Here is a 20653-nt window from a genome sequence, read left to right on the forward strand (position 1 = left end):
GAGACACCAAGAACATGGATCTCACCATCCTCTACCGGGGCCCGCTGGCCTCCTGCGACTACGACTGTCCGTACTGCCCGTTCGCCAAGCGGCGCGACAGCCGGGAGGCGCTGCGCGCTGACCGGGCCGCGCTGGAGCGCTTCACGGCGTGGGCCAGGGAGCAGTCGGGCGACCGGCTGTCGGTGCTGTTCACGCCGTGGGGCGAGGGGCTGACGCGCTCCTGGTACCGCCGCGCGCTCACCGAGCTGAGCCGTCTTCCGCACATCGAGCGGGTGGCGATCCAGACCAATCTGAGCTGCCGCACCGACTGGACGGCCGGGGCCGACCCGGACACGCTCGCGCTGTGGTGCACGTACCACCCGGGCCAGACGCCGTACGACCGGTTCCTGACCAAGTGCCGGGAGCTGGCCGCGCGCGGAATACGCCACAGCGTGGGGATCGTCGGTCTCCCGGACCATCTCGACGCGGCCCGCAGGCTGCGCGCCGAACTGCCCGAGCAGGTCTATCTGTGGGTGAACGCGGCGGACGGCCACACCTACACGGACGCGGAGGCCGCCGACTGGACGGCGCTCGATCCGCTCTTCGGCTACAGCCGCCATCCGCACCGGAGCGCCGGTCTGCCGTGCCGGACCGGCGCCTCGGTGATCTCGGTGGACGGCGACGGCACGGTGCGCCGCTGCCACTTCGTCCGCACGGAGCTGGGCAATCTGTACGACGGCTCGTACCGGGCGGCGCTGCGGCCCCGGGCCTGTCCGCTCGCCGTGTGCGACTGCCACATCGGCTACGTCCATCTGGAGTCGCTGCCGCTGTACGACGTGTTCGCGGGCGGGGTCCTGGAGCGGATCCCCGCCCGCCTCCCCGTTCAGTCCTTGCGCCCGACGCCGCCGTAGATGCCGACGGACCCATGGGCCCCGGCCTCGGGCGGCGGCCCGTCCGGGCGCCACAGCGGCGCCCGCACCAGCCCCGGTTCGAGCAGCGTGAACCCGTCGAAGAACGGAAGGATCTCGGCGTGACGGCGCAGGCTCAGCTCTGCGGTGGACTTCCGGTACACCGCGTCGGCCACCTCGTCGGGGCCGTGGAAGTCCAGGGTGCCGTGGCTGATGACCAGATGGCTTGCCGAGGCCATCGGCTCGGTCAGGGTGGCGATGATCCCCGCCGGATCCTCCGCGTCCGAGACGAAGTGGAGGACCGCGACCAGCAGCAGTGCCACGGGTTCGGTGAAGTCGATGTTGTCGCGCACCGCCGGATGCGCCAGGATGTCGGCGGGTCCGCGCGTGTCGGCCAGCGCGAAGTGGGTGCCCGGGGTGCTGGTCAGCTTGGCGTCCGCGTGCGCGGCGACGATCGGGTCGTTGTCGATGTACACCACGCGGGTGTCCGGGGCGATCTCCCGGGCCACTTCATGGGTGTTGGGCGAGGTCGGTATGCCCGTCCCGATGTCGATGATCTGCCGTATGCCGCTCGCCACCACCGTACGGACGGCGCGCAGCAGGAACGCGCGGTTGGCGCGGGCGCTGTCGAGGATGTCCGGGGACTGCCCGATGATGCGCTCGGCGGCCTCGCGGTCGATCTCGTAGTTGTCCTTTCCCCCCAGGTAGTAGTCGTACATCCGGGCCGGATGCGGTCTGCTGGTGTCGATGTCCTGGCCGGACACCCCCGTACCGGAGATGCGCGACGCGGATAATCGCTGGCCGGGTAATCGCTGGTCCGCTGCTGGTCGGTCGGTCACACCATGTCCCCTTGTCAGTCCCCCTCGTTCCCCCGCGGCCGCCCTCGGTCGCCCTCGTCGCGCCCGGGCGTCACAAGAGGAGGAAGTCGGCGTCGCCCGCCTTCGCCCCCTGGATGAAGCGCTTCATCTCCAGGTGCGTGTAGATCAGAGCCGGTCCGTCCGGGTCGGTCGACTGGCGCAGCGCCACCCGGCCGTCCTTGAGCCTCATCGCCTCGACGCAGCTTCCCCCATTGCCACCACTCCACGGCTTGTGCCAGCCCTCGGAACCGAGGTCCCTGGCCGGCATGCCGCTGTAGACGCGGCTCGCGCATATGCGATCCATCGTTCAGATCTCCTTGCGAATGCCACTCAGAATGGCCTGAGTGGTCTGTGCAGGCGCGGCCTGCGCGCACATCCGGTCCAGGGCCTCCAGGAACGCCGAGACATCATCGCGCTGGTCGAAGTAGGAGCCGCTCACGAGCGTCTCCGTATACGCGATGTCGGGCAGCTCCGGGATCGGGAACCGGAAGATATGGAAGGGGCCGTACATCGCCGGGTGCGGTCCGGCGTCGAACGGCATGACCTGCAGTCTGATCTGGGGTGAGTCGGCGACCTCGATGAGCCGCCCGATCTGGGCCCGCATGGTCTCGGCCCCGCCGATGGGACGGCGCAGCACCGTCTCGTCCATCACCACCCACAGCATGGGCGGATCCGGGCGGCGCAGCAGGGCCTGCCGCTCCATCCGCAGCGCGACGTTGCGCTCGATCTCCGTCTCGGGGGCGTGCGGCATGCCCGCGCGGAGCACCGCGCGGGAGTAGTCCTCGGTCTGCAGCAGCCCGGGGATGTAGTGCGGTTCGTAGGCCCGGATGAGGTTGGCCTCGACCTCAAGGCTGACGAACGTGTTGAACCAGTCGGGCAGGACGTCCCGGAACCGGTGCCACCAGCCGTTCTTGTTGGCCTCCTTCGCGAGGGAGAGGAAGGCCTCGACCTCTTGGGGGTCGGTGACGCCGTAGGTGCGCAGCAGTTTCTCGACGTACGGGAGCTTCAGGCCGACCTCGGCCTTCTCCATGCGCCGGATCGTGGCATGGGTGACGTCGAGCGCCCGCCCGGCCTGTTCGAAGGAGAGTCCGGACTTTTCGCGAAGGTCCTGGAGCCGCTTGCCGAGCACGACCCGCAGGACGGTCGGGGCACCGCCCGACCGCGCATCCGCCACTATCGTCCCCCTCCACTTACTGTCACAGCACAGCAGTCTGGCACGGGCTCAGCTTTCGGAACAGTCTGTCCTTGCGATTCTGTAATTTACAGACTGAACCTTGTCACAAGCGATCGTGACAGAGCATAGTTACGGTGTGGCTCCTTCCTACGAGGCTCTCCGGTTAGGGCACAGCGGCTCGACGGTCGCTGCGTGCCTTCAGGACGCGTTTCGTCTCCCGGCGCTGAGCACGTCCGTCGCGGAGGCGAGAAGGCATGTCGTCCTGCGGCTGCGCTCATGGGGTGTCGACCAGGACACCCGTGACAGCGCCGAATTGGTGGTCTCCGAGCTGTTCACCAACGCGGTCCGGCACACCTCAAGCGATGAGGTGCGCTGCTCGTTGCAGCTGATGGGGACCCGGCTGCGGCTCGAAGTGGCCGACCAGGGATGCGCGCGCACGGTGCCGCAGGCGCGGTCGTCGGTGAGCGTGGACCAGGAGGGCGGACGCGGGCTGATGCTGGTCGAGGCCCTGTCCCAGGCCTGGGGCGTACGGCCCCACACGGGCGGCGCGGGCCGCGCCGTATGGGCCTACCTGGCCTGAAACACCCTCACCTCAGCGGCGAACACCCTCAACGCTGCGGCGAACGCCCTCACCGCAGCGGCAGCAAGTCCGGGCGCTTGGGCTCCACATGGTCTCCGGACGACACCCCGCGCAGCCGCCGCCCGATCCACGGCACCAGATACTCGCGCGCCCAGTGGATGTTGTCCCGGCGCACCTCGGCCGGGGTGCGCTGCCCGTCGTCCGGCCACGGCTGGTCGGGGTCGGCGGGCACCTCAAGGCCGAGGACCTGACCGGCGCGCAGCGCGACCCGGGTGTGTCCGTCCGGCGACAGATGGAGCCGGTCGTCGTCCCACGCCCGCCGGTCCTGCACCGAGCGCAGCGACCACAGGTCGAGCACCGGGCAGTCGTAGCGGTCGGCGATCGCCCGCACATGGGCGGTGTACGTGGCGATCTTGCCCCGCAGATGGCGGAGGACCGGGATCCCCCGGGTGTCGAAGCCGGTGCACAACAGCACGGTGGGCACCCGGGAGGTGAGGTCGGCGACGGCGGCCTCGTAGCGCCGGGCGACATCGTCGGGATCGCTGCCGGGCCGCAGGATGTCGTTGCCGCCCGCGCAGAAGGTGACCAGGTCGGGGCCGAGATCGACCGCCCGGGGCACCTGCTCCTCGACGATCGGATCCAGGAGCCGGCCGCGCACGGCGAGGTTGGCGTAGCGGAAATCGTGTTCGGGCCGTCGGTCGGAGAGCAGGACGGCGAGCCGGTCGGCCCAGCCGATGAACACGCCGTCCGGTCCGGGATCGCCAACGCCCTCGGTGAAACTGTCCCCGATGGCTGCGTACGACCCGATCACTTCACGGTTGAGTCTTTGCGAATCGTCTGCCACATCCGGACATCATTCACCCGAACAGGTGACCTACGCGACCGTAACCAGCCGCTGACCAGGGGTGAGTTATCCCACCTGGTCAGTTCGGCGGAGGTGGAATACGGCGGCGTCCAGGTCGCCGCGCAGCCCGGTGCGCAGACCGTGATGGGCGAGCACCGCGCCTCGGTGGACGGTCCCGGTGGCCAGGTCCTCGTACTGCGCGGCCGGGTCGAGGCCGCGCAGCCGCAGCGGGAGCGGGGGTTCGCCGAAGCGCTGCGCGTGCAGCCACGCCAGCACCACGGTCTCCTCGCCGCGTACGTACTGCACCGCGCTGAGCCCGCCGCCGCCCGGCGGCCGCAGCCGGTACTGCTCACCGTGCTGGACGACGGGCCGGATCCGCTTGTAGAGCGCCACCCAGTCGCGGGCCTCGGTCAGTTCGGCCTCGCTCCACTTCGTCAGGTCGCCGCCGACGCCCAGCACCCCGGCCATCGCGCTGATGAAGCGGAAGCGGAGCCCGCTCTGCCGCTGGTTGCCCATGACGTTGGGGCTGTCGGTGACCCAGGCGGCCATCACCCGGGCCGGGTGCAGCTGGCTGAAGCCGTGCTGGATGGCGAGGCGGTCCAGCGGGTCGGTGTTGTCCGAGGTCCACACCTGGTCGGTGCGGCCGAGGACGCCCAGGTCGATCCGGCCGCCGCCGCCCGAGCAGGACTCGAAGGCGACCCCGGGGTGGGCGGCGCGCAGCCGCTCCAGCAGCTCGTACAGCCCGTGGACATGCTCGATGCCCAGCCGCTGCGGATACGGGTCGCCGGGCCAGCCGGGGTCGGTGAAGGAGCGGTTGAAGTCCCACTTCACATAGTCGATGGGGGCGCCGCTGAGCAGGGTGTCCAGCCGCTCCCACAGATACGCGCGGACATCGGGCCGGGCGAGGTTGAGCACCAGCTGGTTGCGGAATTCGGTGCGGGTGCGGCCGGGGTGGTGCTGCACCCAGTCGGGGTGGGCGCGGTAGAGGTCGCTGTCGGCGTTGACCATCTCCGGTTCGACCCAGATGCCGAACCGCATGCCCATCGCGTGCACCTCGTCGGCAAGCGGCTTCAGCCCGTGCGGGAAGCGGTCCGGGTTGGGGGTCCAGTCGCCGAGCCCGGCCCGGTCGCTGGTACGGGACCCGAACCAGCCGTCGTCGACAACGAACAGCTCGACGCCGAGACCGGCGGCGAGCCGGGCGAGGGAGCGCTGCTGCTCCTCGCTCACCTCGAACTCGGTGGCCTCCCAGGAGTTGTAGAGGACCGGCCGGTCCTCGTCCGCGCCGGGGATCACGTGGGCGAGCTGCCAGGCGTGCCAGGCGCGGCTCGCGGCCCCGAAGCCGCCGTCGGTCCACAGCCCCGCGAAGACCGGGGTGGTGTACGACTCGCCGGGGGCCAGGAGCAGCAGCCCCGACTCGTCGTGGCCGACGCCGCCGACGGTCTGTACGGTGCCGTCGGCGAGCCGCTGGACGGCGATCCGCCAGGACCCGGACCAGGCGAGCGCGCAGCTGTGCACCTCGCCGCTCTCCTCGGTGGCCGTCCCGTCGTCGATCGCGATCCAGGGCAGATGCTGATGGCTGGTGTGGCCACGGCGGCTGCCGATGACCTTCTCGCCGGGGGTGAGGTCGGTGCGGGCGAGCTGGCTCTCGGCGGCCCACCGCCCGTACAGATGGCTCAGCCGCCGGTGCTCGCCGACCGGCAGCGACCAGGCGGCGGAGTCGGCGCGCAGCAGCTCCAGCGGGGCGTCGCCCTCGGTGCCGGTGTGGGCTCGGGCGTGAGTGAGGGTCGTCCAGCGCTCGATGACGTCGCCGTCGTCCCGCATCCGGTAGTGGAGGGTGATGTCGAGGTGGTGGAGCGGGTCGTGGAAGCGCAGCCGCAGCTCATCGCCGCTGATGGCGCTCTCTTCGAAGCGCCACTCGGTGCCCCGTACGCCCGCCGCGCGGACGGAGCGGACGGACAGGGCGGGGCGTACGAAGCGCGGGCCGCCCTCGACCGGGTACTCCTCGCGCCCGTCCAGCGGTGATTCGAAGCCTCGGTCGGCGGGCAGAGGTTCGGCGGCGAGGGCCTCGGCGTCCGGGACCGTGAGGCGCGGGCCCCAGTGGAGATGGAGCAGGGCGTCCTCGTCGGTGAGGTGCAGGGCGTAGCTGCCGCGTCGCCCCGAGAGCAGCCAGAGCCGACCGTTTCCGCCGGTTTCAATCATCACACGTCCCCAATTCCCAACAGGTATCAACATCATCGGGCAGGGTGCGTTCGCACGGCAATGGCCTGCGTCACGGTCGGCCGAACTGATTGCAGCAGGAACCCAATGTCGTATGGTCAGCAGAGCCCGCCTCGTCGACGAGCGGCGTGGCGGTTCGATCGTGAGGAGCGCCCGTGACGCAGCCGTCGCCGCAGGTCCCGCAGGCCGAACCCCAGCTGGTGGGGGTCCGCAACTTCCGCGACGTCGGCGGGCTGCCGACCTCCGACGGCCGTCGCGTACGGCCCGGCGTGCTGTTCCGCAGCGGCCACCTCGCCCACGCCACCGACAGCGACGCGGCCTTCCTCGACTCGCTCGGCCTGCACACCGTCTTCGACTTCCGCAACGCGGCCGACATCAAGCTGGAGGGCCCGGACGTCTCCCTCACCGGCGTGCGGAACGTGAACCTCCCGCTGTCCGACCCGGCCGACGGCGCCGGGTTCTGGACCATGGTGCGCGAGGGCGACCTCAACACCCTGCGCGAGCTGCTGGACGACGGGCGCGCCGAGCGGCGGATGATCAACGCGTACCGGGCCATCATCACCAGCCGCATCGTCGAGCACGGCCGGGTGCTCAGCGCCATGGCGGAGGACAGCTCGCCCGCGCTGATGCACTGTTCGGCGGGCAAGGACCGGGCCGGTCTCTCGGTCGCGGTGACCCTGCTGGCGCTCGGGGTCGAGCGGGAGGCCATCGAGGCCGACTATCTGGAGTCGGCCGCCGCCCACCGGCGCTACAAGATCTGGCGCAAGGGCCCCTCGGACGGCTCCGACCCCATGTCCCCGGAGGTGCTGGACCTGCTGAGCCCGCTCTTCGACGCGCGCCCCGCGTATCTCGCGGCGGCCTTCGAGACGATAGAGGAGACCTGGGGCACCCCCGACCGCTATCTCGCCGAGGGCCTGGGCCTGACCGCCCCGCAGCGGATGCGGCTGCGGGAGCGGATGCTCACCGGCTGACGCGACCGGGCGAGTCAGCCGAGGCCCGGAGGACCCCACGGTGTGTCGACCCCCGCCTCGGGCTCGGTGACCCAGCCCGCCGTCAGCACCAGACCGCTGGCCCGGTGCACGGCCAGGAAGCCGAACGGGCGGTCGTACGTCACCGAGATCCGCTTCGCCGTCCGCTGCGGCGGGCCCCCGCCCGGCGCCATCGCCAGCGCGGTCACGGCCGCCGCCCAGAAGCCCTCGGCGCTGAACGACGCGGTGATGGACTGCTGCCCGGAGGAGATCGCCAACGGGCTCGGGCTGATCCCCGGGAAGTGTCCCCGGGAGTCGTCCTGGGCGCTGCCCAGCCCGAACAGCTCCGCGTGCCGCAGCAGATCGTGCTCGGCGGACACGGTGAACTGCGGGGTGGTGAGGGCGACCGTCGGGGTGTCGTCCCAGCTCGGAGCCGCCTCGACCGCGACGCCGGGCCCCACCTCGCCGTACGGCAGCGACGCGCCGCCCCACCCCGGGTACCGCCCGGCCACCGCGCCGATCCCGGCCTCCAGCACCTGGCCGCCCGGTACGCCCTCGGCGCCGAGGACGAGGTGGACGTCGAGCCCGTTGTCGCCCGCGACCCCGGACAGGGTGAGCGGTCCGGCCGGGGTCTCGGGGATGACCCGCAGCACCCCGTCCACATCGTCCGTCGTCCGGCGCAGACCGGCCAGCGACCGGCCGTGCCACGGCCCGCTCGTAGGCGTCAGCATCCCGGGGTGGAACGGCAGCCGCCAGGCCGTCTTCAGCAGGAGCGCCCCGGCCAGCACCAGCTGGGTGTCGGGCGTCAGCGGCGCGGGCATCTTGGCGATCGCGCCGTCGGTGTGCCGGGCGGCCCACGCGTCCAGCTCCCGGCGGTCGCGCTCGGAGTCGCCGGTCAGGAGGCCCCGTACGCCCTGCGGAAGCTGAGCCTCCCATTCGGGCCGTACCGGCAGGTCGCGATGGGTCCACAGTCCGGTGGCCGCCGCCACGCCGTCCATCGCGCCCATCGCCTCCACGACCTCGCGGCCGAGCGCCGTCGCGCCGTCCGCGCCGACGCCGAGCGCGCTCTCCAGCTCGGCGCGGGCCGGGCCGTCGGCGGCGCCCGCGAGCAGGGCGAGCAGCGGCCAGACCCCGGGGCCGGTGAGGGCCGTGGACTCCGTGTCCGAGACGACGGCCCGCACCCACCGCCCGGTCAGCGCGTTGACGGCCTCTGTCGCGGTCGCGTCGGCCATTTCCCGGTCCCCCACTCTCGTCAGCGGTGGGCGACCGCCTGCTTGACGAGAGTCCGCCCGAACTCCCACATCAGCCCGCCGCCCCCGTGTGCGTCATCCATGACCGCCGTGAACGCCTCGACGAAACGGTCCACTTCCCGCTCGCCGATGATCAACGGCGGAATCAGCTTAATGACCTCCAGATGGTCGCCGGAGACCTGGGTGAGGATGCGATGGCGCTGCAGCAGCGGCACCACGACCATCTGCGCGAACAGGCCCTTGCGCGCGGCCTGCAGCATCGCCCAGCGGCCGCGCAGCCCGAGTGAGCACGGCTTGCCGAACTCGATGCCGATCATCAGCCCCCGGCCGCGTACGTCGTGCAGCAGCTCATAGCGGTCGATCAGCGCGGCGAGCCGGTCGCGCAGCAGCTCGCCGGTGCGGCGGGCGTTCGCGACGATCTGCTCGTCCTCCATGACGGCGAGGACGGCGAGCCCCGCCGCCATGGCCTGGGCGTTGGCCCCGAAGCTGGCGGAGTGCACCAGCACCCGGTCCATGGACGAGTAGACCTTCTTGAAGATCCAGTCCTTGCCGAGGGTCGCGCCGACCGGGATGTAGCCGCCGGAGAGCGCCTTGGCGACGCACACCAGGTCCGGTTCGACGCCGTCCTCGTGCTGGTACGCGAAGAAGTCCCCGGTGCGGCCGAGCCCCGTCTGTACCTCGTCGGCGATGAGCAGCGCCTTGTGGCGGCGCAGCAGCTCCTGCGCGGCCCGCAGGAAGCCCGGCGGCGCCTCGTGCACGCCCTTGCCCTGGATCGGTTCGACGACGAGCCCGGCGACGTCCCCGCGCGCCAGCTCCCGTTCCAGCGCGCCCAGGTCGCCCATCGCGATGGCGGTGTCGGGCAGCAGCGGTGCGAAGCCGTCGCGGAAGCCGTCCTCGCCGTTGACCGACAGCGAGCCGGTGGTGAGCCCGTGGAAGGCGTGCTCGCAGTAGAGGACGCGGGGCTTGCGGGTCGCGTAGCGGGCGAACTTGAGCGCGGTCTCGACGGCCTCCGTACCGCTGTTGCCGAAGAAGACCCGGTCCAGGTGCGGGGCGTGGCCGAGCAGCTTCTCGGCGAGCAGCCCGGGCAGCGGCTGGCAGTCGAAGCGGGTCAGATCCGCGAGCGAGGCGTCCAGTACGTCGTGCAGCGCCTTGCGGACGACGGGGTGGTGGCGGCCCAGGCCCATCACCCCGAACCCGGCGAGCATGTCCAGATAGTTCTGGCCCCCGTCGTCCCAGAAGTACGCGCCCTCGGCCCGCTCGTAGACCTTGTCGAAGCCGATGGTGTGCAGCATGCGCGGCAGTTGGTGGTTGAGGTACCGGGTGTGCAGGTCGTAGCGCTCGGACCCGCGCTTGGCCAGTAGCTCGCCCACGTCGAAACCCGAGCGCTGCTCGGCTGCTGTCATGCGTCCCTCTCCTTGGCGGCGGCCTCCCCGGCGGCGGTGCGCGCATCGATACGGGCGAGGGCCGCACCGATGTGGCCCGCTATCTCGGCGGGCGTGAGTCCGATGTCGGCGAGCACCTCGGCGCGCTTGGCGTGCGGCAGGAACGCCTCGGGGATGCCGAAGGTCCGCAGCGGCAGGTCCACGTCCGCGTCCCGCAGCGCCTGGCCGATGGCCGCGCCCACCCCACCGCTGCGTACGTTGTCCTCGACGACGGCCACCGCGCGGTGGCGGGCCGCGAGCGCGGGCAGCTCCGGGTCGACGGGCTTGACCCAGCGCGGGTCGACCACGGTGCAGCCGATGCCGCGCTCGGCCAGCAGCTCGGCGGCGCGCAGCCCGACCGGCGCCATGACCCCGGCCACCACGAGCAGGACGTCCTCCCCGTGGCGCAGCACGTCCATCCCGCCGACCCGCTCCAGGGCCGGAATGGCGGGCCCCACCGACTCCTTGGGGAAGCGGACGACGGTCGGCGCGTCGTCCACGCCGATCGCCTCCCTCAGCTGGGCGCGCAGCTGGTCCGCGTCGCGCGGGGCGGCGATCCGCAGACCGGGCACCACCTGGAGGGCGGACATGTCCCACATGCCGTTGTGGCTGGCCCCGTCGGTGCCGGTGACCCCGGCCCGGTCGAGGACGAACGTGACACCGCAGCGGTGCAGGGCGACGTCCATCAGCAGCTGGTCGAAGGCGCGGTTCAGGAAGGTCGCGTAGACGGCGAAGACCGGGTGCAGCCCGCCGGTGGCGAGCCCGGCCGCCGATACCGCCGCGTGCTGCTCGGCGATGCCGACGTCCCACACCCGGTCCGGGTACGCCTCGGCGAAGCCCGCGAGGCCCACCGGGTCGAGCATGGCGGCGGTGAGGGCCACCACATCGGGCCGCTCGGCCCCGATCCGTACCATCTCCTCGCCGAACACCGACGTCCACGACCGGCCGCCGGAGGGGATGAGGGGCGCGCAGGTGAGCGGGTCCATCGCGGCGACCGTGTGGAAGCGGTCGGCGTCGTCCTCCAGGGCGGGCCGGTAGCCGCGCCCCTTCTCGGTGAGGCAGTGGACCAGGACCGGGCCGTGGAACCGCTTGGCGCGGCGCAGCGCCCCCTCGACCGCCGCCATGTCGTGTCCGTCGATCGGTCCGACGTACTTCAGCCCCAGGTCCTCGAACATGCCCTGCGGCGCGAAGGTCTCCTTGAACCCCTTCTTCGCGCCGTGCAGCGACCCGTACAGCGGCTGTCCGACGACGGGGGTGCGCTGGAGGACGTCCTTGCCCCAGGCGAGGAAGCGTTCGTAGCCGTCGGTGGTGCGGAGGGTGGAGAGGTGGCCGGCGAGGCCGCCGATGGTGGGCGCGTAGGAGCGTTCGTTGTCGTTGACGACGATGATCAGCGGGCGGTCGCGGGCGGCGGCGATGTTGTTGAGCGCCTCCCAGGCCATGCCGCCGGTGAGCGCGCCGTCGCCGATGACCGCGACCACGTGGTCGGTGCGGCCGAGGGTCTCGTTGGCCTTGGCGAGACCGTCGGCCCAGCCCAGCACGGTGGAGGCGTGGCTGTTCTCGATGACGTCGTGCTCGGACTCGGCGCGCGACGGATAGCCGGAGAGCCCGCCCTTGCCGCGGAGCTTGGAGAAGTCCTGGCGGCCGGTGAGCAGCTTATGGACGTAGGACTGGTGGCCGGTGTCCCACAGGACGCGGTCCACCGGCGAGTCGAAGACGCGGTGCAGGGCTATGGACAGCTCGACGACGCCCAGGTTGGGGCCGAGGTGCCCGCCCGTCCTGGCGACCGCGGTGATCAGGAACTCCCTGATCTCCCGGGCGAGCGCGGCCAGCTCCTCCCCGGTCAGCGCCTTCAGGTCGTGCGGGCTCCGGATGTTCTCCAGCAAGGGCATGCTCTCCCGTCACCCCCGGCTTCCGGCCGCGGTCTCGCGGGCCGCGCGCAGCGACTCCTTGAGCGAGCCCATGGTGGCCAGGACGGCGGTGGGTTCGTAACCGCAGTGGGCCATGCAGTTGTCGCAGCGCGGGTCCTTGCCCCGGCCGTACTTGTCCCAGTCGGTCTCCTCGACCAGCTGGCGGTAGGTGGGGACGTAGCCGTCGCTCATCAGGTAGCAGGGCCGCTGCCAGCCGAAGAGCGAGTAGTTGGGGATGCCCCACGCGGTGCACGGGAAGTCGGTCCGGCCCTCCAGGAAGTCCAGGAAGAGCGGGCTGTGGTTGAGCCGCCAGCGGCGCCGGTTGCCGCCTGCGAACGCCTTCCGGAACAGCTCGCGGGTCTGCTCCACGCCCAGGAAGTGGTCCTGGTCGGGTGCCTTCTCGTAGGCGTAGGCGGGCGAGATCATCATCTCGTCCACCTTGAGTTCGTCGTTGAGGAAGTCGAGCACCTCGACGATGGTCTGCGGGGTGTCGGTGTTGAAGAAGGTGGAGTTGGTGGTGACCCGGAAGCCACGCTGTTTGGCCTCCCGGATCGCCGCCACCGCCTCGTCGAACACGCCCTCCTTCGCCACCGACGCGTCGTGCCGCTCGCGCAGCCCGTCGATGTGGACGGCGAACGCGAAGTACGGGGAGGGGGTGAAGTTCTCCATCTTCTTCCGCAGCAGCATCGCGTTGGTGCACAGGAAGACGTACTTCCGCCGCTGCACCAGCTGCCGGACGATCTCGTCGATCTGCGGATGCATCAGGGGCTCGCCGCCCGCGATGGAGACCATCGGAGCGCCCGACTCCAGCACCGCGCCGACCGCCTGCGCCACCGGCATGCGCTGCTTCAGCACCCCCGCCGGATGCTGGATCTTGCCGCAGCCCTCGCACTTGAGGTTGCACGCGAACAGCGGCTCCAACTCCACGATGAGCGGGAACTTGTCCCGCCGCTTGATCACCTTCTGGTCAAAGAGATACGTCGCGACCCGGATGGTCTGGCGGAGCGGCATGGCCATCTAGCTCACCTCCTGAGAGGGAAGAGGAACGGTGCCAGTCGAAGAATGCGGGAAGAACAGTTCGTAGTACCCGGAAGGCCGATATTCCACCGCGCAGTGTCCCGATGCGGACCAGCTCATGTTCAGGAGCGTCCACGATCACCCGGACGGCCGCAACCGGGCGTGCGCCGCCGCGCACCGCGCTGCGCAGGGTGGCGGCGGACTCCATGTCGACCGCGATGGCCCCGGTGGCGTGCAGCTCGGCCCGCTCCGCGCCCCGCACCACATGGTTCGAGCCGACGACCGGCCCGATGTGCACGGTGCGCCCGAGGCCGCCGCGGGCCCGCCGGGCGTGGCGGGCCAGCGCCTCGGCGAGGATCCGGCTGCCGTCGCACGGCGTACGGCCGACCGGGTCGCGGGTCTCGTCGGCCACCACCAGATCCCCCGGGTGCATCCCGGGGGCCAGCCCGGCGCAGAAACCGGTGGCGACCACGGCGGTGCGGAGCGGCCCAGCCGGGGCCGGGCCCTCGGCCAGCGCGCGGCTCACCGCCCGCTCGGCCGCCTGCGGTCCCATGCCGGTACGGAGCACCGTCACCGGCCCGGCGGCGGCCCCGGGACCGGCCCCCCGCAGGGCGAAGCGTTCGATGCCGAGCGCGCAGGCGATCAGCAGCGGGGCACCGCCGGTGTCCGGGGCCGGGTCCCGGGCCGGTCGCGGGGACATCACGTCCTCCGCGGCCGCGCCCCGGTGGCCTCACCGCTCACATAGCGCCCGAGCGCGGTGAGCGGGAAGACCAGCCGGTACAGGTGGTAGTTGATGGAGAAGTCCCAGGGGAAGCCGGTGCCGGTGAAGTACGGCTCGTCCCAGGAGCCGTCCTGCTCCTGGGTGGCCGCGAGCCAGCCGACCGCGCGCTCGACCGCCTTGCTCTCCCGCTCCCCCGCCGCCAGCAGCGCGAGCAGCGCCCACGCGGTCTGCGAGGCGGTGGAGGCGCCGCGCCCCATCCACTCGGGGTCGGGGTACGAGCGCTGGTCCTCGCCCCAGCCGCCGTCCTCGTTCTGCACGCTCTCCAGCCAGCGCACGGCCCGGCGGACGGCCGGATGGGAGATGGGGATCCCGGCGGCGACCAGGGCGGGGACGACGGAGCCCGTCCCGTACACGAAGTTGGTGCCCCAGCGGCCGAACCAGGCGCCGCCCGGTTCCTGCTCGGCCAGCAGCCAGCGGACGGCGCGCCGGGTGCGCGGATCGCGGGCGCCGCCCTCGTGGGCCAGCATCTCCACGACATGGGCGGTGACGTCGGCGGACGGCGGATCGATGACCTCGCCGAAGTCGCAGAACGGCAGCCGGTTGGGCAGCGGGCTGGTGTTGTCGACGTCGAAGGCGCCCCACGCCCCGTTCCGGGACCGCATGCCGAGCGTCCAGCGCACCCCGCGCCGCACGGCCGCGGCGACCCGCTCCGGCTCGGGGTGGTCGACGCGGCGCAGCGCGAGGATGACCTCGGCGGTGTCGTCGATGTCGGGGTAGTTGTCGTTGTGGAACTCGAAGGCCCAGCCGCCGGGGGCGAGCCGGGGCCGCTTGACCGACCAGTCGCCGGGCCGGTCGATCTGCTCGTCGAGCATCCAGTCGGCGCTTTTGACGAGGGCGGGGTGGCCGGGGGCGAGTCCGGCGTCGGCGAGCGCGATGACGGCCAGACAGGTGTCCCAGACCGGGGACTGACAGGCCTCGATCATGCGGCTGCCGTCCTCGCGCTGGATGGCGAAGCGGTCCAGCGAGGCGAGCCCCGCGCGCATCACCGGGTGGTCGAGGTCGTAGCCGAGGAGGTGGAGCGCGATCACGGAGTAGACGGCGGGTGGCTGGATGCCGCCCCAGCAGCCGTCGTTCTCCTGCCGCTCCACGATCCAGCGGGCGCAGGAGCGCAGCGCGGCCCGGCGCAGCGGGCGCAGCGCCACCTTGCGGTAGAGGTGCAGGGCGCGGTCGAGGCGCTGGAAGGCGCCGTCCCAGGAGGCGAGGGGGGCGGCGGGCCGGGGCGGACCGGGTCTTCGCGGGTCGGCGTGGAGTTCGTCGAGGGAGAACGGGGCGGGGCGCACCGGGCGCTTCGCGGAGACGACGGTGAGCGGCACGATGGTCTGCCGCGCCCAGCAGCCGAAGTCGTAGAGGTTGAGCGGCAGCCAGGCCGGAAAGTAGATGATCTCCGGCGGCAGCTCGGGCAGGTCCTCCCACCGCCACCAGCCGAAGAGCGCCAGCCAGATGCGGGTGAAGACGCGGGCGTTCGCCACCCCGCCCTGGTCGCGCACCCACGTGGAGGCGGCCGCCATATGGGGTGCGTCGGGCGCGTCACCGGCCAGCCGGAGGGCGACGTACGCCTCGATGGTGGCGGACAGGTCCGGCGGGCCGCCGTGGAAGGTGACCCAGGTGCCGTCCGCGTTCTGCTGCGAGCGGATGTAGCGGCCCGCGGCGTCGAGCACGCCGGGGCTCTGGATGCCCAGGAACTGCCGGAGCATCAGGTCCTCGGCGTCCATGGTGACGTTGGTCTCCAGGTCGCCCTTCCACCAGCCCTGCTCGTCCTGGCGGGAGAGCAGCTGCCGGACCGCGCGGTCCGTGGCCTGACGGGCGAGCACTAACGTCTCGGACTCGGATGACTCGGACGGTTGGACGGTTGTCGCTGTCATGGCTTCCCCTCTGCAGTGTGATCTGCCGTCGTTGGGGCCTCCGTCGGCCGGCACCGGGCTGGTGCCGGCCGGCGACTGCGAGCCTGGTCCTGCGTGCTACGGGCCTAGGCGCGGTCGATTGTGATCATCTCTCCCGGACGACGACGAAGTCCGCGAGCGCCACGAACTGTTCTCGCACCGCGCCCGGCATGTCCACCTCGTCGAGGGCCTCGATGGCCTTCGCGTACTGCCTGCGGGCCTCCTGCGAGGTCCAGTCCCGGCCGCCCGCCTCCTCGATCAGCGCGGCGCGGGTCGCGAACTCCTCCTCGCTGAAGTCGGCGAACTCCTCCTCCGGCTTGTGCGCGTCGGCGGCGAGGATCTGCGCCAGGTCCTCGGAGGCCCGGCCGCCCGCGGCGAGCGCGGCGACCACCGGCAGCGACTTCTTGCGCTGGCGCAGATCGCTCCAGGTCTGCTTGCCGGTCGAGACCGGGTCGCCCCAGATGCCGAGCACGTCGTCCACGGCCTGGAAGGCGAGGCCCAGGTGGTACCCGTACCGCTCCAGGGTGTCGGCGGTGCGGTCGTCGGCGCCGCCGAGGACGGCGCCGATGGAGGTGGCGCAGGCGAGCAGCGCGCCCGTCTTGTTGCCCTCCATCTCCAGGCACTCCTCGACGGTGACCCGCTCCCGGTGCTCGTACGAGATGTCCTGCGCCTGGCCGTCGATCAGCTTGCGGGTCGCGGAGGTGAGCCGCCGGGTGGCGCGCCCCGCCTCTACGGTGCCCAGCTCCAGCAGTATTTCCCCGGCCAGCGCGAAGAGCGCGTCCCCGACCAGGATCGCCTGGGCCGGTCCGTGCACCTTCCACACCGTGTCGCGGTGGCGGCGCTGCTCGTCACCGTCCATCAGGTCGTCGTGGAGCAGCGAGAAGTTGTGCACCAGCTCGACCGCGACCGCGCCGGGCACTCCGACCTCCGGGTCCGCCCCGGCCGCCTGCGCGGACAGCAGCGCGAGCGCCGGGCGCACGGCCTTGCCGCCGTCCCCCGCGGCGGGGCGGCCATCGGCGTCGATCCAGCCGAAGTGGTAGGCCGCGACGGTGTCCATGGGCGGAGCCAGCCGCTCCACCGCCGCGCGCAGCTCCGGCGTGGCAAGCGTACGGCCGCGCTCCAGCAGCGCGTTGACGCCTGCTGAGTCGACAGCTGGGGTCGCCGGGGTCACGGTCTCTCCTCTGGTTTCTGTGGTGGTGCTCATGCCGCCTCCTTGGGCGTCCCCCCGCCGAAGGCGGGAAGCGGAATCACATGCGGGCGGCCGTCGGAAAGGGCGGCCCGGGCCGCGGTGAGCCCGCTGCGCACGGCGCCTTCCATGGTCGCGGGCCAGCCGGTGGCGGTCCACGCGCCGGCCAGGTACAGGCCGGGTGCGCGGGTGGGGGCGCCGGGCCGCAGGCGGCCGACGCCGGGGACCGGGGCGAACGTGGCGGTGCGCTCCCGGGTGACGAAGAAGTCCCGTACCTCCGCGCCGCGGGCGGCCGGCAGCAGCCGCTCCAGCTCGGGGAGATAGCGGGCGCGCAGCTCGGCCACCGGACGGTCGATGTCGTCCTGGGCGGCGGACTGCGACACCGCGAGGTACTGGCTGTCCCCGGCGCCCGGCGCGCCCCGCAGCCCGGAGGCGTCGGTGCGGTCGAAGACCCACTGGACGGGGCTGCCGAGCGCGGCGAAGAACGGGCGGCGCAGCACGGTGCGGTCGTAGACGACGTGCAGGTTGAGGATGGGCGCGGTGCCGATGCGCAGCAGCCGGTCCGGATGGTCGAGGGCGCCCTCGGGGAGCAGCGCGTGCGCGTCCCGCTGTGGTACGGCGAGGACCACGGTGTCCACCGGGTCACGCAGCGGGCCCTGGTCGGTGTGCACGGTCCAGGGGCCCTCGGGGGCGCGCGTGACGGCGCTCACGCGGGTGCGCAGCTCGGTCCGTACGCCCGCCGCGTCCAGCGCGGCACGGGCCTGGGTGTCGTGCAGCTCGCCGAGCGGGGCGCGGGCCCAGCCGATGTCGGCGGCACCGGCCTCGGAGAGCAGCCCGGTCTTGAAGACCATCGCGGCCAGGCCCAGCGAGGCGTGCTCGGCGGTGGCGTTGAGGGTGGCCACGCCCACCAGGTCCCACAGCGCCTCGACGGCGCGCGGCGACTGGCCGTGGCGGCGCAGCCAGCCCGCGAAGTCCTCGCCGTCGAGCGCCGGGTCCAGCGGGTCGAGCCGCCCCAGGGCGAGCGCGGCGCGGCCCACCTGGGCGCGCTCGGCGAGCGAGAGGTGCGGGTAGGTGGCGAGGCTGGCGGCCAGGTGCAGCGGCACCGGCAGGCCGGTGCGGCGCAGCCGTCCGAGCCGCCGCCCGGGCCGCGCGGCGGCATCCACGACGGGTACGTCCAGCCGCCCCTGGAGCGTGGCGAGCGGGGTGGCGCCGACCCGGTCCAGGAACCACTGGTAGGCGGTGCAGCAGCGCAGATAGACGTGCTGCCCGTTGTCGACGGTCAGCTCGCCTACGGGTGAGGAGCGGCGGAACGAGAAGGCGAGCCCGCCGAGCCGGGGGCGCCCCTCGGTCAGCGTGACGCGCACCCCGGCGTCGGCGAGCGCGAGCGCGGCGGTGATCCCGGCGAGCCCGCCGCCGATGACGACGGCGGTGCGCGGGGTGTGCTGCCCCTCACCTGGCTGCCGGACGAGCGCGGCCGCCCCCTCGGGGCGGCCTGCCGGGTCCGGGTCCGGGCGGTCGGCGGAGTGTGCGGTGCGGGCCGTCATGTGGTCACCTCCTCGGGTGAACACGACGCGGCACCGGGCCGCGAGGTTGCGTCGATCACCGGATCCCCCCGGCCCCTCGGCGGACGGCGGCGCGGGAGTCGAGCCCGGCGAGGCCGCGCAGCGCGACGTACGCCTTCTCACGGCCCGGCAGCGAAACGCGGCCGCGCAGCACGGCAGCGGGGTCTTCGGCGATCCGCTCCAGGAGTCTGCGGTAGATGCCCGCCATGGCGGCCACACACGCCCCGCTGCGCCGGTCCAGCATCGGCAGCAGCCGGTATCCCTCGGCGAACAGCGCCCTGGCGCGCCGGACCTCGAACTGCACCAGCCCGGTGAAGTCGGCGCCGGGCGGCACGGCCGAGGTGTGGAAGGCGTCGGCGCAGCCGAACTTGGCGAGGTCGTCGGAGGGCAGATAGGTACGCCCCGTCGAGGCGTCCTCGCGGACGTCGCGCAGGATGTTGGTCAGCTGGAGCGCGAGGCCGAGGGTATCGGCGTATTCGGGAGCGCGAGCGGGGTCGCGCGCGCCGGGTACGGTGCCGAACACGCCGAGGGAGAGCCGCCCGATGGCCCCCGCCACACAGCGGCAGTAGTCCTTGAGGTCGTCCCAGGTCTCGTACGTCTCCCCGGCCACGTCCTTCAGCACGCCGTCGATCAGCTCGTCGAGCCCGCCGAGCGGGATCGGGAAGCGCCGGGCGGCGTGGGTGAGCGCGACGGCCACCGGGTCGGTGTCGTCGTCCTCGATCGCACCGCCGCGGATCCGGTCGAGCAGGGCGCGGGTCTGGTCGAGCCGGGCCCGCTTGGCGTCGTCGGGCAGCGCGCCGTCGCCGATGTCGTCGATACGGCGCGAGAAGGCGTAGAGCGCCGACATCGCGTGGCGCTTCTCGGTGGGCAGCAGCCTGATGCCGTAGGCGAAGTTGCGGGCCTGGTGCCCGGTCACGGCCTCGCAGTAGCGGTATGCCGCGAGCACTGGCGCGGACGCGTGCGGAGATCCGTCCACGGTCCGGCTCACCCCTCTCTTCGCAGTGTCGCCCCCACCTCGCGCAGCAGGCTGAGCTTGGTGGGCCTGGGCGGTCCAGGGAGTACGTCATGTCCCGCGGCCGCGACCGCCCGCAAGGCGGCCCGCCCCCCGGCCACGAATCCGGCGAGCAGCACCTTCAGCCTGCCGTGGACGCTACCCACCAGCGGGGTGCCTTCATTCAGCAGGTCTCGGGCGCGTTCCGCCTCGTACGCGACCAGGGCGCACACCGATGCGCCGCCTTTCGGGGCGGCGAGGTCGGCCTCGGTCACCCCGAAGCGTTTCATGTCCTCCGCCGGGAGGTAGACGCGGTCCCTGCCGAGGTCCTCGGTGACGTCCTGAAGGTGCTCGATGATTTGCAGGGCGGTGCAGATCGCGTCGGAGCGGCGGACCCGCTCGGGGGTGGCGGTGCCGGTGATGCCGAGGACGAGCCGCCCCACCGGGTTGGCGGATAGCTCGCAGTAGTCCAGCAGTTCCTGGTAGGAGCCGTACCGCCGGACCCGCTGGTCCTGGCGGTTGGCCTCGATCAGCCCTCGGAAGGGCGCCGGGGTGAGGCCGTGGCGGCGGACGGTGGGGCGCAGCGCGCGCAGCAGCGGATGGCGGGGCGGCGCGGCGGGGGTGTCGGCGAAGACGCGGCCGAGGTCGGCCTCGAAGGCGTCGAGCATGGCGACCCGGTCGTCGGCGAGGGACCGGTCCAGGCCCAGCAGCTCGGCGTCGGCGCCGCCGGGAGGCAGATCGCCGTCGCCGATGTCGTCCACGAGTCGGGCGTAGCCGTATACGGCCATGAGGTCGGCGCGCCAGGCGCGGGGGATGAAGAAGGGGGCCACGGGGAAGTTCTCGTGCGCGGCCTTGTCGAGCACGGCGCGGGCGGCTTTCTGTCCGCCGCTCAGGCTGCCCGACGTGGTGGAGGACCCGCTGCGCTCGTCCTCCGCGGTCACCGTGGGCAGCCAGGCGTACGGGCGAGGACCAGCACGCCGCGCGGATCCCGGTGACCGGGGCCCGTGGGCGTACTGGAAATGGGCCGTGGAGCCAATGCCGTCACATCCCCCGTTCTACACCGGTTACCAGGGTCGGCACGATCCGGACACGCCGCGCCGATACGTGGGCGGCGGACGGCCGCGCACCCCC

General features: G+C 72.5%; 18 protein-coding genes. 3 read left to right on the forward strand and 15 right to left on the reverse strand.

Features of this window, described 5'->3' with window-relative positions; translation table 11 throughout:
- Positions 1–14: 14 nt before the first annotated feature.
- Positions 15–890 carry an STM4011 family radical SAM protein gene (locus ACWC5C_RS23410; protein WP_450878145.1) on the forward strand — a complete coding sequence of 292 codons (876 nt, stop codon included), beginning with the start codon at positions 15–17 and terminating at the stop codon, positions 888–890.
- Here ACWC5C_RS23410 and ACWC5C_RS23415 read toward each other — a convergent pair.
- The 3 genes from ACWC5C_RS23415 to ACWC5C_RS23425 all read right to left on the reverse strand — a co-directional run bounded on the left by ACWC5C_RS23415 (position 863) and on the right by ACWC5C_RS23425 (position 2918).
- Positions 863–1606 carry an SAM-dependent methyltransferase gene (locus tag ACWC5C_RS23415; RefSeq protein ID WP_450878295.1) on the reverse strand — a complete coding sequence of 248 codons (744 nt, stop codon included), beginning with the start codon at positions 1604–1606 and terminating at the stop codon, positions 863–865. The genes ACWC5C_RS23410 and ACWC5C_RS23415 overlap by 28 nt on opposite strands.
- A 190-nt stretch (positions 1607–1796) precedes the next feature.
- Positions 1797–2048, reverse strand: a complete 252-nt coding sequence (locus ACWC5C_RS23420) for a DUF397 domain-containing protein (protein WP_385442628.1) — start codon at positions 2046–2048, stop codon at positions 1797–1799.
- Between the two features lie 3 nt (positions 2049–2051).
- Complete coding sequence (locus ACWC5C_RS23425; protein WP_450878147.1) at positions 2052–2918, reverse strand: helix-turn-helix domain-containing protein; 867 nt, start codon at positions 2916–2918, stop codon at positions 2052–2054.
- A 136-nt stretch (positions 2919–3054) separates the two neighbouring features.
- Here ACWC5C_RS23425 and ACWC5C_RS23430 point away from each other — a divergent pair, with 136 nt between their 5' ends.
- Positions 3055–3498 (forward strand): ATP-binding protein, encoded by a 444-nt coding sequence (locus ACWC5C_RS23430; RefSeq protein WP_234364982.1) that lies wholly within the window; start codon positions 3055–3057, stop codon positions 3496–3498.
- A 49-nt stretch (positions 3499–3547) separates the two neighbouring features.
- Here ACWC5C_RS23430 and ACWC5C_RS23435 read toward each other — a convergent pair whose 3' ends face one another.
- Positions 3548–4342, reverse strand: coding sequence for an SGNH/GDSL hydrolase family protein (locus ACWC5C_RS23435; protein ID WP_385442625.1), 795 nt, complete (start codon positions 4340–4342; stop codon positions 3548–3550).
- Between the two features lie 66 nt (positions 4343–4408).
- Entirely contained in the window at positions 4409–6541 is a 2133-nt protein-coding gene (locus tag ACWC5C_RS23440) for an alpha-galactosidase (RefSeq protein ID WP_450878150.1), read from the reverse strand.
- Between the two features lie 173 nt (positions 6542–6714).
- Between ACWC5C_RS23440 and ACWC5C_RS23445 the strand changes: the two genes are divergently transcribed.
- Positions 6715–7530 (forward strand): tyrosine-protein phosphatase, encoded by an 816-nt coding sequence (locus ACWC5C_RS23445; RefSeq protein WP_450878152.1) that lies wholly within the window; start codon positions 6715–6717, stop codon positions 7528–7530.
- Between the two features lie 14 nt (positions 7531–7544).
- Here ACWC5C_RS23445 and ACWC5C_RS23450 read toward each other — a convergent pair whose 3' ends face one another.
- From ACWC5C_RS23450 to hpnC, 10 genes are all read right to left on the reverse strand, one after another.
- Positions 7545–8759 (reverse strand): serpin family protein, encoded by a 1215-nt coding sequence (locus ACWC5C_RS23450; protein WP_450878154.1) that lies wholly within the window; start codon positions 8757–8759, stop codon positions 7545–7547.
- Positions 8760–8779: 20 nt separating this feature from the next.
- A complete protein-coding gene (locus ACWC5C_RS23455) occupies positions 8780–10180 on the reverse strand; it encodes an aspartate aminotransferase family protein (protein ID WP_450878156.1) in 1401 nt (466 codons plus the stop codon).
- Positions 10177–12087: a 1-deoxy-D-xylulose-5-phosphate synthase gene (gene dxs, locus ACWC5C_RS23460; protein ID WP_450878158.1), complete on the reverse strand. Its 1911-nt coding sequence runs from the start codon at positions 12085–12087 to the stop codon at positions 10177–10179. The genes ACWC5C_RS23455 and dxs overlap by 4 nt, the downstream gene beginning before the upstream one ends.
- A 9-nt stretch (positions 12088–12096) precedes the next feature.
- Positions 12097–13122, reverse strand: a complete 1026-nt coding sequence (hpnH, locus tag ACWC5C_RS23465; protein WP_450878160.1) for an adenosyl-hopene transferase HpnH — start codon at positions 13120–13122, stop codon at positions 12097–12099.
- Positions 13073–13822, reverse strand: coding sequence for a phosphorylase family protein (locus ACWC5C_RS23470; RefSeq protein ID WP_450878162.1), 750 nt, complete (start codon positions 13820–13822; stop codon positions 13073–13075). Before ACWC5C_RS23470 ends, hpnH begins: the two co-directional genes overlap by 50 nt.
- The gene (gene shc / locus ACWC5C_RS23475) at positions 13822–15765 is read right to left on the reverse strand and encodes a squalene--hopene cyclase (protein WP_450878164.1); all 1944 of its coding nucleotides are present in this window, start codon (positions 15763–15765) and stop codon (positions 13822–13824) included. The genes ACWC5C_RS23470 and shc overlap by 1 nt, the downstream gene beginning before the upstream one ends.
- A 124-nt stretch (positions 15766–15889) precedes the next feature.
- Complete coding sequence (locus ACWC5C_RS23480) at positions 15890–16987, reverse strand: polyprenyl synthetase family protein (protein ID WP_385442606.1); 1098 nt, start codon at positions 16985–16987, stop codon at positions 15890–15892.
- Complete coding sequence (gene hpnE, locus ACWC5C_RS23485; protein WP_450878166.1) at positions 16984–18513, reverse strand: hydroxysqualene dehydroxylase HpnE; 1530 nt, start codon at positions 18511–18513, stop codon at positions 16984–16986. The genes ACWC5C_RS23480 and hpnE overlap by 4 nt, the downstream gene beginning before the upstream one ends.
- Positions 18514–18568: 55 nt before the next feature.
- Entirely contained in the window at positions 18569–19519 is a 951-nt protein-coding gene (hpnD, locus tag ACWC5C_RS23490) for a presqualene diphosphate synthase HpnD (protein ID WP_450878168.1), read from the reverse strand.
- Entirely contained in the window at positions 19516–20385 is an 870-nt protein-coding gene (hpnC, locus tag ACWC5C_RS23495; protein ID WP_450878296.1) for a squalene synthase HpnC, read from the reverse strand. The genes hpnD and hpnC overlap by 4 nt, the downstream gene beginning before the upstream one ends.
- Between the last annotated feature and the right edge of the window lie 268 nt (positions 20386–20653).

The organism is Streptomyces sp. NPDC001700, assembly GCF_053596435.1.

Coding starts and splice junctions, on each gene's coding strand:
- ACWC5C_RS23410 (WP_450878145.1), top strand. CDS start 15: ATGGATCTCACCATCCTCTACCGGGGCCCGCTGGCCTCCTGCGACTAC.
- ACWC5C_RS23415 (WP_450878295.1), bottom strand. CDS start 1,606: ATGTACGACTACTACCTGGGGGGAAAGGACAACTACGAGATCGACCGC.
- ACWC5C_RS23420 (WP_385442628.1), bottom strand. CDS start 2,048: ATGGATCGCATATGCGCGAGCCGCGTCTACAGCGGCATGCCGGCCAGG.
- ACWC5C_RS23440 (WP_450878150.1), bottom strand. CDS start 6,541: ATGATTGAAACCGGCGGAAACGGTCGGCTCTGGCTGCTCTCGGGGCGA.
- ACWC5C_RS23450 (WP_450878154.1), bottom strand. CDS start 8,759: ATGGCCGACGCGACCGCGACAGAGGCCGTCAACGCGCTGACCGGGCGG.
- ACWC5C_RS23455 (WP_450878156.1), bottom strand. CDS start 10,180: ATGACAGCAGCCGAGCAGCGCTCGGGTTTCGACGTGGGCGAGCTACTG.
- dxs (WP_450878158.1), bottom strand. CDS start 12,087: ATGCCCTTGCTGGAGAACATCCGGAGCCCGCACGACCTGAAGGCGCTG.
- hpnH (WP_450878160.1), bottom strand. CDS start 13,122: ATGGCCATGCCGCTCCGCCAGACCATCCGGGTCGCGACGTATCTCTTT.
- ACWC5C_RS23470 (WP_450878162.1), bottom strand. CDS start 13,822: ATGTCCCCGCGACCGGCCCGGGACCCGGCCCCGGACACCGGCGGTGCC.
- shc (WP_450878164.1), bottom strand. CDS start 15,765: ATGACAGCGACAACCGTCCAACCGTCCGAGTCATCCGAGTCCGAGACG.
- ACWC5C_RS23480 (WP_385442606.1), bottom strand. CDS start 16,987: ATGAGCACCACCACAGAAACCAGAGGAGAGACCGTGACCCCGGCGACC.
- hpnE (WP_450878166.1), bottom strand. CDS start 18,513: ATGACGGCCCGCACCGCACACTCCGCCGACCGCCCGGACCCGGACCCG.